Genomic DNA, 14,064 nt, shown 5'->3' on the forward strand with positions numbered 1-14,064 from the left:
CCTCGCTTCTCGACAAACGGAGGTCCGAGCAGCCGGTTCCATAGGTCTTTCGCACTCTCGGCGTATGCAATCTATGATTACATTGATACACGTTTGCAACTATTAGTCTTCACAATCCACGCCTTTGCGATTTGACAGCGGGGGCCCGGGACACCATGTTCCGCCGCAAACGGGCTGGTTCGAGTCTTCGATCCTTGCCCGATATCGCCCTTAAGCCTTTGGAATTGCATGAATATCGTCATTGTCGAGTCGCCGGCGAAGGCCAAGACGATCAACAAGTATCTGGGCCCCTCCTATGAGGTTCTGGCCTCGTTCGGCCATATCCGCGATCTCCCGGCCAAGAACGGATCGGTCGATCCGGAAGAAAATTTTCGCATGATCTGGGAGGTCGATCCCAAGGCCTCCAGCCGCCTGAATGACATCGCCCGCGCGGTCAAGGGCGCCGACAAGCTGATTCTCGCCACCGACCCGGATCGGGAAGGTGAAGCCATCTCCTGGCATGTGCTTGAAGTGCTCAAGGAAAAGCGGGCGCTCAAGGACCAGGAAGTCGAGCGCGTCGTGTTCAACGCCATCACCAAGCAGGCGGTGACCGAAGCGATGAACCACCCGCGCAAGATCGATGGCGCGCTGGTGGACGCCTATATGGCCCGCCGGGCGCTCGACTATCTGGTCGGTTTCACCCTCTCCCCGGTCCTGTGGCGCAAATTGCCCGGCGCCCGCTCGGCCGGCCGGGTGCAATCGGTAGCACTGCGGCTCGTCTGCGACCGCGAGCTGGAGATCGAGAAGTTCGTCCCGCGCGAATACTGGTCACTGGTGGCGACGCTCGCCACCCCGCGCAATGAGACCTTCGAGGCCCGTCTGGTCGGCGCCGACGGCAAGAAGATCCAGCGCCTCGACATCGGCTCGGGCCAGGAAGCTGAGGACTTCAAGAAGGCGCTTGAGGCGGCCAATTTCACCGTGACCACGGTGGAAGCCCGTCCTGCGCGCCGCAATCCCTACGCCCCCTTCACCACTTCGACCCTGCAGCAGGAAGCGAGCCGCAAGCTTGGTTTCGCGCCGGCCCACACCATGCGGATCGCCCAGCGGCTCTACGAAGGCGTCAACATCGGTGGCGAGACCACGGGCCTCATCACCTATATGCGAACCGACGGCGTGCAGATCGCCAATGAGGCGATCACCCAGGCGCGCAAGGTGATCGGCGAGGACTATGGCAAGAACTACGTGCCGGATTCACCGCGCCAGTATCAAACCAAGGCGAAGAATGCGCAGGAGGCGCACGAAGCGATCCGCCCGACCGATCTGACGCGCCGTCCGAAGGACATCGCCAAGAAGCTCGAGCCCGAGCAGGCCAAGCTCTACGAACTGATCTGGCTGCGCACCATCGCCAGCCAGATGGAATCCGCCGAACTCGAGCGGACCACCGTGGACATCGCCGCCAGGGCCGGCGCACGCACGCTCGAGCTGCGCGCCACCGGCCAGGTGATCAAGTTCGACGGCTTCCTGGCGCTTTATCAGGAAGGCATCGACGATGCTGCCGACGATGACGACAGCCGCCGTCTGCCCGCAATGAGCGAAGGCGAAGCCCTCGATCGGCGCGAATTGAACGTCTCGCAGCACTTCACCGAGCCGCCGCCGCGCTTCTCGGAAGCCTCGCTGGTCAAGCGCATGGAAGAGCTCGGCATCGGCCGTCCCTCCACCTATGCCTCTATCCTACAGGTGCTGAAGGACCGCGGCTATGTGAAGCTCGACAAGAAGCGCCTCTATGCGGAAGACAAGGGCCGCGTCGTCGTCGCGTTCCTAGAGAACTTCTTCGCGCGCTACGTCGAATACGATTTCACGGCCTCGCTGGAGGACCAGCTCGACAAGATCTCCAACAATGAAGTCGCCTGGCGCGATGTGCTGGCCGATTTCTGGCGCGGCTTCATCGGCGCCGTCGACGAGATCAAGGAACTGCGCGTCGCGCAGGTCCTGGACGTGCTGGACGATATGCTCGGTCCGCATATCTATCCGCCGCGCGAGGACGGCGGCGACCCGCGCCAGTGCCCGACCTGCGGCACCGGTCGGCTGAACCTGAAGGCCGGCAAGTTCGGCGCATTCGTCGGCTGTACCAACTATCCGGAATGCCGCTACACTCGGCCACTCGCGGCCAGCAGCGCCGATAGTGGTGACCGCGTGCTCGGCAAGGACCCGGAGACCGGCCTCGACGTCGCCGTGAAATCCGGGCGCTTCGGGCCCTACATCCAACTCGGCGAGCAGAAGGATGTCGGTGAGGACGAAAAGCCGAAACGTGCTGGCATCCCAAAAGGCACCTCGCCCGGCGATGTCGATCTTGACCTGGCGCTGAAGCTGCTCTCACTGCCCCGCGAAATCGGCAAGCATCCCGAAACCGGCGAACCGATCACTGCCGGTATCGGCCGCTTCGGGCCGTTCGTGAAGCACGAAAAGACCTACGCCAGCCTGGAAGCTGGCGACGACGTCTACACCATAGGCCTCAACCGCGCGGTGACGCTGATCGCCGAGAAGATCGCCAAGGGTCCCGGCCGCGGCCGCTTCAAGGCTGATCCCGGCAAACCGCTGGGCGACCATCCGAACGGCGGCGTCATCACCGTGAAGAACGGCCGCTACGGTCCTTACGTCAGCCACGAGGGCACCAACGCCACGCTGCCGGCAGAGATCACGCCGGAAACGGTGACGCTGGCACAGGCGATCGAACTGATCGATGCCCGCGCCGGCAAGGGCAAGCCCAAGCGTGCCGCCAAGAAGGCCTCCGCGAAGAAGTCAGCGCCAAAGAAAGCGGCCGCCAAGCCGGCGTCCTCCGATGCAAAGCCTGCGAAGAAGTCGGTCGCCAAGGCGCGTGGGACGGTCACCGAGAAAGCTCCCGCGAAGACGAAGGCGGCGGCCGCCAAGGCTTCGGGCGCCAAGAAGGTGGCGGGCAAAGCCGGCGCATAACCGCAGAAAGTGTTTCGACCCCTGTGAAACGAAAACGCGACGCTGAGACCTCCTTCCCCTCGCGGGACGACATCGTCGCGTTCATCCGTTCGCAGCCGAACGAGGTGGGCACGCGCGAGATCGCCCGCGCCTTCGGTCTGAAGAACGCCGACCGCATCGAGCTGAAGAAGATCCTGCGTGAACTGTCCGACGATGGTGTCGTCGCGCGGCGCGGCCGCAAGACCGTGCATCTTGCGGGCGAGTTACCGCCGGTGCTTGCCGCCGACATCACCGAGCGCGACGAGGACGGTGAGCTGATCGCCATCCCCGCCGAATGGGACGAGGAGCGCGGCACTCCACCGAAAATTCTGGTGCATATCTCGCGCCGCGCGCATGCAGGGGTCACAGGCGGTGTCGGCGACCGCGTGCTGCTGCGCATCGAGCATGCGCACGATCAGGACGAGGTCACTCATCCCAGCGGCCGCATCATCAAGCTGCTCGATGCGGCCAAGCACCGCGTGCTGGGCATCTTCCGTGCTTTGCCCGATGGCAGCGGCCGCATGGTGCCGATCGACAAGAAGAACGTCGGCCGCGAACTTGTCATCGCAGCGCGCGATAGCATGGACGCCAGAGACGGCGACCTGATCTCTGTCGAAGTTCAGCGCGGGCGCGGCTTCGGCCTGCCCTCCGGTCGCGTTAAGGAGCGGCTGGGCTCGCTCAAGACCGAACGTGCGGTGTCGCTGATTGCGATCCACGCGCACGACATCCCGCACGTGTTTCCGCCTGCGGTTCTGCAGGAGGCGGAAGCCGCCATGCCGGCGACGGTCGAGGGCCTCGAGGACTGGCGCGATCTTCCGCTCGTCACCATCGACCCGCCCGATGCCAAGGATCACGACGACGCGGTGCATGCCGTCGCCGATCACGATCCCGACAACCGCGGCGGCTTCATCGTCACCGTTGCCATTGCCGACGTGTCGTTCTACGTCCGACCGGGCTCGGCGCTCGACCGCGAAGCCGTCAAACGCGGCAACTCGGTCTACTTCCCCGATCGCGTCGTGCCAATGCTGCCCGAGCGCATCTCCAACGATCTCTGCTCGCTGAAGCCCGGCGAGCCGCGCGGCGCGCTTGCCGTGCGTATGGTGATCGCGAAGGACGGCCGGAAGCGCTCGCATAGCTTTCACCGCGTGCTGATGCGCTCAGCCGCAAAGCTGCATTATGCGCAGGCGCAGGCAGCGATCGATGGCCATCCGGACGATACGACGGGCCCTCTGCTGAAGCCGATCCTCGAACCGCTCTACGCTGCATACGCTGCGGTGAAGAAGGCGCGTGACGATCGCGAACCGCTCGACCTCGACCTGCCCGAACGCAAGATCATGCTGAAGCCGGACGGCACGGTGGATCGCGTGACCGTCCCCGAACGCCTCGACGCGCACAAGCTGATCGAGGAATTCATGATCCTCGCCAACGTCGCCGCGGCGGAAACGCTGGAGAAGCGCGGCACACCCCTGATCTACCGCGTGCATGACGAGCCTGGTCGGGAGAAGGTCGTCGCGCTGCGCGAATTTCTGCAGACGCTAGACATCAATTTTCCGAAGACCGGCGCGCTGCGGCCGGAAAACTTCAACCGCACCTTACGCGAGGTGAAGGGCCACGATTCCGAACCGCTGGTGAACGAGATCGTACTGCGCTCGCAGGCGCAGGCCGAATACGCGGCGGAGAACTACGGTCACTTCGGCCTTAATCTGCGCCGCTACGCGCACTTCACCTCGCCGATCCGCCGCTATGCCGATTTGATCGTGCATCGCGCGCTGGTGCGCGCACTCAAGCTCGGCTCGGGCGGATTGCCGGAGACGGAAACGGTCGAGACGCTTGCGGAAATCTCGGCCAACATCTCGGCCACCGAGCGGCGGGCGATGAAGGCCGAGCGCGAGACCACCGACCGGTTGATCGCTCACTTTCTGAGCGATCGCGTCGGTGCGCATTTCCACGGGCGGATCTCAGGCGTGACGCGCGCCGGCCTGTTCGTGAAGCTCGACGACACCGGTGCCGACGGGCTCATTCCAGTCCGCTCGCTCGGCGGCGAGTACTATCAATACGACGAAGCACGCCACGCACTCATCGGCACACGCAGCGGAGCCATGCATCGGCTGGGCGATACGGTGGAGGTTCGTCTGGTAGAAGCAGCTCCCGTTGCCGGCGCATTGCGGTTCGAGCTTCTCTCGGAAGCGTCCAGCACGGTACGGCGCGGACGCAAGGATTTCGCAGGCCGGGACGATGCGCGGCGCGAGCGTCGTCCCGAAAAAGCTGTATTCCCTGCCAAGGCGCGCCGCGAGAAGCCTGCGAAATCGAGGAAGCCGAAATTGAAGGTGAAGCCGAAGGGCAAGCGAGGTCGGCGATGACAGCGACCAAGGAAGTCTGGACCAATCGCCCCGATGCCCCGCCGAAGCGCGACCTGTGGCAGGCGATGCTACGCGGCTTCCGCTGCCGCTGCCCAAACTGCGGCGAAGGCACGCTGTTTCGCAGCTACCTGAAAACCCGCGACACCTGTGGGACGTGCGGTCTTGAGTTTCACCATCACCGCGCCGACGACCTTCCAGCCTATCTGGTCATCGTCATCGTCGGCCACATCATCGTACCTCTGGTTCTTGCTGTGGAACAGAACTTCGCGCCTCCCTATCTGGTGCACCTTGCGGTATGGCTCCCCCTCACCTTGGGCATGTCGCTGGCATTGCTCCAGCCGGTCAAAGGCGCCATTGTTGGCTTGCAATGGGCGTTCCGGATGCATGGATTCGATGAGAACAGTCCCGGCGACCCGCTTGAGGCGGGCTTGAGACAGAAGAAGAGCTGAGGGACGAAATGACCGATACGACCGCATCGGAATCGAAGCTGCCGAACCCCGGAAACTATCGCGAAGACACCACCAAACACCCCTATTTCCGTCCCAAGGACGCGGCCACGCTGATCCTGATCGATCGCAGCGAGGCCAAGCCGAAGGTTCTCGTCGGCAAGCGCCACGACAAGGTGGTGTTCATGCCGAGCGCGTTCGTGTTCCCGGGCGGCCGCGTCGATCCAAAGGACAACAAGGTTGCCGTTGCGGCGCCAATTCCCGCCGAGCTCGAGGCGCGCTTGCTGCAGGGCAGCCCGAAGATCTCCGCTGCGCGGGCCCGTGCGCTCGCCAACACGGCCATCCGTGAGGCCTGTGAGGAAACCGGGCTCTGCCTCGGCAAACCAGCCAATGGCACCAAGGCGACGTTAGAGGGTAGCTGGAAGCCCTTCGGAGATGCCGGTCTCCTGCCAGACCCCTCTTCGCTCTACCTGATCGCGCGCGCAATCACGCCGCCAGGCCGGGTGAAACGCTTCGACACCCGCTTCTTTACCGCCGACGCGTCCGCGATCACCCACCGGGTCCCGGGAATCGTCCATGCGGATGCCGAATTGGTGGAGCTCGTCTGGGTCGAGATCGGCTCGCAGCCGCTTGCCAACATGCACCCGATGACGGTGAAGGTGCTGGAGCAGCTCGAAAAACGCCTTGCAGCCGGGCCGCTGCGGCATGACGCGCCGATTCCGTTCTTCCACTTCTATGGTGGCAAGATGCAGATGGATCTGCTGCCGGGAGCCTGATCTTGCAGGTCTTGCAGGAAAATCGCGGTTTTCGCTGAGATATCGAGCGAAAAACGACGATTTTCGGCGCAAGGAATGGTCCTGAAACCTTGACTTTGGGCCAGTCCTGGCTAGGTTGCGGGCCAACGGGCGGGTTCGGACCCGCCCTTCTCATTTCTAAGTTTTCGAGGTTTCGTCATGGCCAAGGCCGTCACCATCAAGGTCAAGCTCGTTTCGAGCGCCGACACCGGCTACTACTACGTGGCCAAAAAGAACTCGCGTACGATGACCGACAAGCTCGTGAAGAAGAAGTACGATCCAGTCGCCAAGAAGCACGTCGAGTTCCGCGAGGCCAAGATCAAGTAAATCTCGGCGGCAGCTCGCTTCGCGCGAACCGCAGATATGCAAAACGGAGCCGCTGGGCTCCGTTTTTCGTTTTGGGTGAGTTGCCAACCCAACCGCCGCTCCGTCAGCGAGCAGTATCATCACGGGAGCAAAACCCACCCACGCGCGTTGATACTCCGGTGAGCGCTGCCTCGTGGTTACAGCGTTCCATTTATCTGATCTGAATGACTAAGAGGAGCATGACACGATGCGCGAGCTTGATATCCACGCCTGCGCGCGGGAACTGCTGGAAGTGCGCGGCGTCCAGGCGATCGCCGACGCGGCGCAGAACGCCGTGAAGTTCGAAACCGAGGGCAACGCGGATCAGGCCCGCACCTGGCGACGAATCGAATCCGCGCTGAAGATCATGCGGGGGCCGCATCAAAGCTGACGCAACGCGGGCTTGTATCGCTGCGCGCAACGGCGCCAGCGTATTTGCCTTGCCTTCGTGGGATCGCCTCCCCACGCTTCCCGCAAACGGCTTCGCGGGCCGAGTCCGGAGCATGGGCACGCGTGGACCGAGCCTTCCCTTCAACGAGAGCGATCAACGAATGGCGCCTCTGGAGCGCAGATGCTCCAGAGGCCGCTTCAGCATGATTCTTGAGACGCGATGAGTTGACGAGCAGCCCGGCGATCCCCTCGGCGTGGGTCGCGGGTGTCAGCCCTTGACCTTCGCCGCAGCCGGCTTGACCGGCGAAACCTGCTTCGCCTTGGCCAAGCGCGCGTGCTTGTGCGTCTTCATGACCGTGTGTTTCTTGTGAACGCGGTGATGCCGCAGATGGCTGCGATGAACCTTATGCGTGGCCACCTTCAGCTTGCCGGCTTTCGACGCCATCGTTTCCGATTTGGCTGTCGGCGCAGCGTCAGTCCTGACCGTGCCGGCGGCCATAGCCGGAGCGGCAATCAGCGATGTCGCAAGCAACGCGGCTGAGATTGTCTTGAACATGGTGCTCTCCTGTTTTGATCGAGCAGCCACTCGAATGAGAGGCCTGCTGATCGTCGATGAGAACACTACGGCTAAGGCGCTGAACTCCTCCTGAGTTAGCCCGATAGTCTCCGTTCATCTGAATGAAATGTTGGTCAGAGTTCCGCGACGAGCTGTAGCGGCGGCGCTGCCCAAGGTGGCCGCTAAGGCATGATCCGGAAAAGTGTGTCGCGGTTTTCCGAAAAGACCATGCTTAAACCATGAGCTAAAGCGCGAGGATGACTCATCCAAATCTCATCGCGCTTTAGGCCGCCGCCAGCACCACGCGATTGCGGCCGTCGCGCTTGGCGCGATAGAGCGCCTGATCGGCACGCCGGATCACATCGCCAATCGGCTCGCCCTTGTTGTCGAGGCTGGCGATCCCGATCGAGATCGTCACGTCGATCCGCTTCGATCCCTTGTCGACGGCGAACGGTTCGGCAGCAATCGCCCGGCGAAGCCGCTCCGCGACCATGCCCGCGACGTTGACGTCCGTCTCCGGCATCACGATCACGAACTCCTCGCCGCCATAGCGGCAGGCGAGATCGATGCCGCGGATGCACTTGCGAATCCGCACCGCGAACTCGCGCAGCACGTCGTCACCGGCATCGTGGCCGTAGGTATCATTGATCGATTTGAAGAAATCGATGTCCAGCACCATCAGCGCCAGCGGCTTGCCGCGCGAGCCGGCCTGCTCCGCCAGCGTCGCGAGATGCGTTTCCATGTAGCGGCGGTTGTGCAGGCCAGTCAGCGCGTCGGTAATTGCCGCCTCGATCGAATGCTGCACGTTGTCGCGCAGATGATCGGTGTAACGACGCTTGCGGACTTGGGTGCGCGCGCGCGCCAGTAGCTCATTCTTGTCCACGGGGCGCAGCAGGTAGTCGTTGACGCCGATCTCGAGCCCGCGCAGCAGCCGCGCATTGTTGTCGGCATCGGAGATCGCGAGGATAGGCACATGCCGCGTACGCTCCAGCGAGCGCGCCTGGCTGCACAGCCTGAGACCGTCGAAGTTCTCAAGCCCGAGCGAGACGATCAGCAGATCGTAATTGCCATCGGCCGCATGAAACAGCGCCTCCGACGGATTCGGCTCCACATCGACGGTATGCTCTTCCGTCAGCATCGTCGCGATGCGCTCATAGGACGCCGGCCGATCATCGACCAGCAGGATCTTGCCGCCCTTGCCCTGGTCCGCGACCGCATCACGCTCCGGTCCCTGGATTCCGATCTCGTGCGAGGTGATGGCCCGCATGCGCAGCTCGTCGGTCATCATCTTCAGCCGCGTCAGCGAACGCACGCGGGCGATCAGCACGACATCGGAGACTGGCTTGGTGAGAAAATCATCAGCACCCGCTTCCAGGCCGCGCACGCGATCGGCGGGCGAGTCCAGCGCCGTCACCATCACCACGGGAATGAAATGGGTCGCCGGATTCGACTTCAGCCGGCGGCAGACTTCGAACCCGTCCATGTCCGGCATCATCACGTCCAGCAACACGATATCGCACTCGGCACGGGCTGCCGCTTCCAGCGCCTGCCGGCCATTCGCAGCCGTCACCACATCGAAGTATTCTGCCGACAGCCGCGCTTCCAGCAGCTTCACGTTCGCTGGCACATCGTCGACAACCAAAATACGCGCGGACATTTCCGTCCCCCTACCCGATAAAATGCCGGACAGTTTCGATGAATTTTCCGACCGAAATCGGCTTCGACAAATATGCTTCGCACCCGCCCTCGCGGATGCGCTCCTCATCGCCCTTCATGGCGAATGCAGTGACGGCAACAACCGGAATGGCACTCAGTTCCGGATCGCTCTTGATCCAGCGCGTAACATCGAGGCCCGAGACCTCGGGCAACTGAATATCCATCAGGATCAAGTCCGGGCGATGACGTCGCACGAGGTCGAGCGCCTCGATCCCCTTGTTGGTGCCAACGGTCTGATAACCATGCGCTTCGAGGAGATCGCGAAAGAGCTTCATATTCAGCTCGTTGTCTTCGACGATCAGGACGGTCTTTGCCATCCGCCCCCTCCACCATCCGGGTCGCTTTCCGATTTGCCTCCGCAAAACGGTTCGCCAGGCCAAAACGGCCATGGCAAGATGATTTAAAATAGAGACGATAGGTTACGGAAAGGCAAATGGAACAGATGACAAAGCGGGCTTTCACCCCAGGGCAAGTGGCTGAAACTGTGGCGATTCAGGCGCTTTCCTTCCTCGCGCAGGAGCCCGCCCGCCTGGGCCGTTTTCTGGCCGAAACCGGGCTCGGTCCGGAAACGATTCGCACCGCCGCCCAGGACAAGACGTTCCTGGTCGCGGTCCTCGACTTCATCCTCAATGACGAAGGTTTGATCGACGATTTCTGCGCCGCGCACGACCTCAAACCGCGGCAGCTGATCACCGCGCGCGAAGCGCTGGGCGGCCCATCCTGGGAGCGCGACGTGCCGTGACATCAGCCCTGCCCGCAACCGGCTTTTGCCGCGACTGCCTGGAGGTGGCCGGCGCGAACGCGGTGCGGTGCAGGCATTGCGGCTCGCCGCGGCTGTTGCGCCATCGGAACCTGTCCGCGCTGGCGATTGCCCATATCGACTGTGATGCGTTCTACGCAACCGTCGAGAAGCGCGACAACCCTGACCTCGCCGACAAGCCCGTCGCGGTCGGCGGCGGCAAGCGCGGAGTGGTCTCGGCTGCATGTTATGTCGCCCGCACCTTTGGCGTGCGTTCGGCAATGCCGATGTTCAAGGCCCGCGCGTTATGTCCCGAACTGGTCGTCATCCCTCCGGACATGGCGAAATATGTTCGCATCGGCCGCGAGGTCCGCAGCGCCATGCAGGCGCTAACGCCGCTGGTGGAGCCGCTGTCGATCGACGAGGCGTTTCTCGACCTGTCCGGAACCGAACGCATCCACCGTTCGATCCCTGCGCTGACGCTGGCCCGCTTCGCCCGCGACATCCAGCGTAACATCGGTATCACCGTCTCGGTCGGCCTCTCCTGCAACAAGTTCCTTGCCAAGATCGCTTCCGATCTCGACAAGCCGCGCGGGTTCGCCGTGCTCGATCAGGAGGACGGCCGCGCCCTGCTCGCCGAGAAGCCGGTCAGCTTCATCTACGGCGTCGGGCCTGCGACCCAGCAGCGGCTGGTGCAGCAGGGCTTCCGCCTGATCTCAGACTTCCAGCACGCCGAGGAGACCGACCTGATGAAGCAATTCGGTCCCGAAGGCCGGCGGCTGTGGCGGCTCGCCCGTGGTATCGACGATCGCAAGGTGGAGCCTGATCGCGATACCAAAGTCATTTCCGCCGAAACAACCTTCGAGAATGACATCCGCGACCTACCGAGCCTGGAAAGGCGGCTGTGGCGGCTGACCGAAAAAGTCTCCGCGCGGCTGAAGGCGGCCGAACTTGCCGGGTCGACCATCACGCTGAAACTGAAAACTGCCGACTTTCGTCAGCGCACGCGCGCGCAATCGATCGGCGCGCCGACCCAGCTCGCCAACCGCATCTTCTCGACCGCGCGTGAATTGCTCGCCAAGGAAATCGACGGCACCGCGTTCCGCCTGATCGGGACAGGCGTCAGTGCGTTGCGACCCGCATCAGAGGCCGAAGATTCCGATCTGCTCGACCGCCGCTCCGCTCACGCCGAACGCGCGATGGATGCGCTGCGCACCCGTTTCGGCAAGGATGCGGTGATCAAAGGCATCGCCTATGAAGGTCCCGAACGGGACTGAGCCCTGTCAGTGACAGGGCTTCGTCGTCTTCGCGTCGAACTTGCTCATGGCGCCGGCAATGACAAAGTCGTTGTAGTCCAGCGTCAGCGCCCGCGAGACGCCGTTTTCGTAGAGCTCGAACGACATCGAATAGGACGGCGTCTGCTCGCCAGAGCCCGACTTCGCATTGCGATCGTAGTAGCTCACGGTCACCGGCCAGCGCGTCATGCTCTTGAGTGCCGCATTCTCCGTGCCGATGTCGGGCTGCGTGGGCGCACGCGATCCCGGGATCGGCTGCCCGATCACCGTCATCGTGTTGTAGACCTTTTCGCCATTGTCGGAGCCGTCGTACACGGACAGTTCGAGAATGCTCTTGCCGGCGCGGGCCGCCTCGATGATGCGGTTGACCTGCTCGGTCGGGAAGACAATGTCCTTGTCGAGCGTGAAGGTCTTGGCCTCGGGCTGCTTCAGCTTGACGACAATCCCATCCTTGGTCCGTTCGGCAGAGCCGTCCACCGAACCGGTGCTCTCGTCGTTCATGCGGGTCTCGATCTTGAAGCGATAGCTCGCCCCCTTGCCCTCCTCCCAGCTCGATGAGCGAAGATCGCTGACCACCATCTTGCCTTCGCCGGTGTTCAACCGCGACACTTGGCGGAAGTCGGTGGTATAACCCTCGCACTCGCTGCCGGAGAAATTGTAGACGATGCGTCCTTCCGCCGCTTCGATCGACGGACTGCGGCGCGACGTCTTCAGGCTGAGGTCGTAAGCCGCCTGATGCGCGAGAAACGGTGCGACTGTCGCCGCCTGCCCGCGGCTGCTGGCACCATCCCACGCGAAGGCCGCCGCTGTGACGGCCAGTATGGCACCTAGCCGGACTCCGGGGCGCGCAAACGACGACATCCAAGGTGAAGGCATAAAGTCTCCCAGGTCAGGAATCATTCCAAATCTGATCCGGCTTCGCCGCCGTAAACAAGACATAAGTCGTTCACAAGAAGCGGCGGACACAATCGATCCCGGCCGCGGCGACGGGAGCCGGACCGACCGCCTTGCATGCGCCCGCATGATGGGCAAAAAGAGGCGGAGTTTCATCAAACGGGCGTGACCCGAAGGGACATTCAGATGGCAGGGACTGTCGAACAGAAGCTCGCGGCGCAGGGGATCGTGCTGCAGGAGCCGGTCGCTCCGGTGGCGAACTATGTGGGCTTCGTCCGCACCGGAAATCTTCTGATCTGCTCGGGCCAGATCTGCCTCGGTGCCGATGGCAAGCTGATCGCCAAGGGCAAACTCGGCAAGGACGTGAGTGTCGAGCAGGGCGTGGCTGCTGCGCGCGGCTGCGCGGTCAACCTGCTGGCGCAGGTCAAGGCCGCGCTCGGCGATCTCGACAAGGTGACGCGGGTCGTCCGCCTCGGCGGCTTCGTCAACAGCGCGCCGGATTTCGTCGATGGACCGAAGGTGCTGAACGGCGCCTCCGACCTGATGGTTGCGGTCTTCGGCGACAAGGGCCGCCATGCACGTTCTACTGTCGGCGTCGCCTCCCTGCCGGCGGACGCCGCGGTCGAGGTCGAGGCGATCTTCGAGGTGGCCTGACCATGAGTGCGGCACCCGACCCACAGGGCCGCGCCAGCCTAAGCTGGAGATAGGTTTTCGGATCAGGTGCATGACGGAACGATCATGATGCGCGCGCCGGCGTGGCTAACCGCAAGGCCGATCGCCCATCGCGGTCTGCACGACCGCGCGCGCGGAATCGTCGAGAACATGCCGGCGGCGGTCACAGCCGCCATCGCTGGCAACTTCAGCATCGAGGTGGACCTGCAGCTCTCCGCCGATGGCGAGGCGATGGTGCATCATGACGATGTCCTTGGCCGGCTCAACGAGGGCCGCGACAGGCTGGTCGCCCTGACGGCCGCGCAATTACAGCGGGTGGCCTTCAGGGACACCGCCGAGCGGATGATGACGCTCGGCGAATTGTGCGATCTGGTTGCTGGCCGCGTTGCGCTCGTGATCGAGGTCAAGAGCCACTATGACGGCGACCGCAAACTGGTGGCCCGCCTCGCAGAGGTCCTGAAGTCCTATCGCGGGCCAGCCGTGGCGATGTCGTTCGATCCGGACCAAGTGATGGCGCTGAAGCAAACCGCGCCGGACCTCATTCGCGGCATTGTCGCCCAGCGGACCTACGACGACGCTTATTGGAGCAAGCTGCCGGCGGAAAGGAAACGCACCATGCTGGGCCTGCGCCATGGCTTCCGCACCCAGCCGCATTTCGTGGCCTACTGGGTCAATGAATTGCCGGCGCCGGCGCCATGGATCGCCCGCAACCTGTTCGGCTGCTCCCTTCTGACCTGGACCGTGCGCACAGCGGAACAACGCCAGTGCGCGGCCCGTTACGCCGACCAGATGATTTTCGAAGGCTTCGTGCCGGAGCGTTGAATAGCCGGGTATCGGTTATGCCGCTGCCGGCGAGCGCTGAAGTGGCATTGGCCCCCTTCGATCTGCTA

14 protein-coding genes are annotated in these 14,064 nt (G+C 63.2%); 10 read left to right on the forward strand and 4 right to left on the reverse strand.

Annotation, left to right across the window (positions count from 1 at the left end; all coding sequences use genetic code 11):
- Window positions 1-228: 228 nt before the first annotated feature.
- From topA to X566_RS21630, 6 genes are all read left to right on the forward strand, one after another.
- The gene (gene topA / locus X566_RS21605) at window positions 229-2,949 is read left to right on the forward strand and encodes a type I DNA topoisomerase (RefSeq protein WP_034471440.1); all 2,721 of its coding nucleotides are present in this window, start codon (window positions 229-231) and stop codon (window positions 2,947-2,949) included.
- 23 nt (window positions 2,950-2,972) lie between these two features.
- The gene (gene rnr / locus X566_RS21610; RefSeq protein ID WP_034471442.1) at window positions 2,973-5,327 is read left to right on the forward strand and encodes a ribonuclease R; all 2,355 of its coding nucleotides are present in this window, start codon (window positions 2,973-2,975) and stop codon (window positions 5,325-5,327) included.
- A complete protein-coding gene (locus tag X566_RS21615; RefSeq protein WP_051444418.1) occupies window positions 5,324-5,776 on the forward strand; it encodes a DUF983 domain-containing protein in 453 nt (150 codons plus the stop codon). Before rnr ends, X566_RS21615 begins: the two co-directional genes overlap by 4 nt.
- A gap of 8 nt (window positions 5,777-5,784) precedes the next feature.
- On the forward strand, window positions 5,785-6,549 hold the full coding sequence (locus tag X566_RS21620; RefSeq protein ID WP_034471443.1) for an NUDIX hydrolase: 765 nt from the start codon (window positions 5,785-5,787) through the stop codon (window positions 6,547-6,549).
- Between the two features lie 177 nt (window positions 6,550-6,726).
- Window positions 6,727-6,894, forward strand: coding sequence for a 50S ribosomal protein L33 (gene rpmG, locus X566_RS21625; RefSeq protein WP_034471445.1), 168 nt, complete (start codon window positions 6,727-6,729; stop codon window positions 6,892-6,894).
- A 226-nt stretch (window positions 6,895-7,120) separates the two neighbouring features.
- Window positions 7,121-7,303 (forward strand): hypothetical protein, encoded by a 183-nt coding sequence (locus X566_RS21630; protein ID WP_034471447.1) that lies wholly within the window; start codon window positions 7,121-7,123, stop codon window positions 7,301-7,303.
- A 267-nt stretch (window positions 7,304-7,570) separates the two neighbouring features.
- Here the strand turns inward: X566_RS21630 and X566_RS21635 are convergent, their stop codons facing one another.
- The 3 genes from X566_RS21635 to X566_RS21645 form a co-directional block, all read right to left on the reverse strand.
- Window positions 7,571-7,858, reverse strand: a complete 288-nt coding sequence (locus X566_RS21635) for a His-rich protein BRANT (RefSeq protein ID WP_034471450.1) — start codon at window positions 7,856-7,858, stop codon at window positions 7,571-7,573.
- A 283-nt stretch (window positions 7,859-8,141) separates the two neighbouring features.
- Window positions 8,142-9,515: a PleD family two-component system response regulator gene (locus tag X566_RS21640; protein WP_034471452.1), complete on the reverse strand. Its 1,374-nt coding sequence runs from the start codon at window positions 9,513-9,515 to the stop codon at window positions 8,142-8,144.
- 10 nt (window positions 9,516-9,525) lie between these two features.
- On the reverse strand, window positions 9,526-9,891 hold the full coding sequence (locus X566_RS21645) for a response regulator (protein WP_034471454.1): 366 nt from the start codon (window positions 9,889-9,891) through the stop codon (window positions 9,526-9,528).
- A 125-nt stretch (window positions 9,892-10,016) separates the two neighbouring features.
- On the opposite strand from X566_RS21645, the gene X566_RS21650 reads away from it, so the two are divergent.
- Both X566_RS21650 and X566_RS21655 read left to right on the forward strand, forming a co-directional pair.
- On the forward strand, window positions 10,017-10,316 hold the full coding sequence (locus X566_RS21650; RefSeq protein WP_034472718.1) for a DUF3572 domain-containing protein: 300 nt from the start codon (window positions 10,017-10,019) through the stop codon (window positions 10,314-10,316).
- Window positions 10,313-11,590 carry a DNA polymerase IV gene (locus X566_RS21655; RefSeq protein WP_034471456.1) on the forward strand — a complete coding sequence of 426 codons (1,278 nt, stop codon included), beginning with the start codon at window positions 10,313-10,315 and terminating at the stop codon, window positions 11,588-11,590. The genes X566_RS21650 and X566_RS21655 overlap by 4 nt, the downstream gene beginning before the upstream one ends.
- Before the next feature lie 6 nt (window positions 11,591-11,596).
- Here the strand turns inward: X566_RS21655 and X566_RS21660 are convergent, their stop codons facing one another.
- Entirely contained in the window at window positions 11,597-12,484 is an 888-nt protein-coding gene (locus tag X566_RS21660) for a cell envelope integrity EipB family protein (protein WP_409337841.1), read from the reverse strand.
- Window positions 12,485-12,688: 204 nt separating this feature from the next.
- On the opposite strand from X566_RS21660, the gene X566_RS21665 reads away from it, so the two are divergent.
- Window positions 12,689-13,156 (forward strand): RidA family protein, encoded by a 468-nt coding sequence (locus X566_RS21665; RefSeq protein ID WP_034471460.1) that lies wholly within the window; start codon window positions 12,689-12,691, stop codon window positions 13,154-13,156.
- A gap of 87 nt (window positions 13,157-13,243) precedes the next feature.
- Window positions 13,244-13,996, forward strand: a complete 753-nt coding sequence (locus tag X566_RS21670) for a glycerophosphodiester phosphodiesterase (RefSeq protein ID WP_034472720.1) — start codon at window positions 13,244-13,246, stop codon at window positions 13,994-13,996.
- The last annotated feature ends 68 nt before the right edge of the window (window positions 13,997-14,064 follow it).

The sequence above is a fragment of the Afipia sp. P52-10 genome (genome assembly GCF_000516555.1).
Lineage (GTDB): Bacteria > Pseudomonadota > Alphaproteobacteria > Rhizobiales > Xanthobacteraceae > P52-10.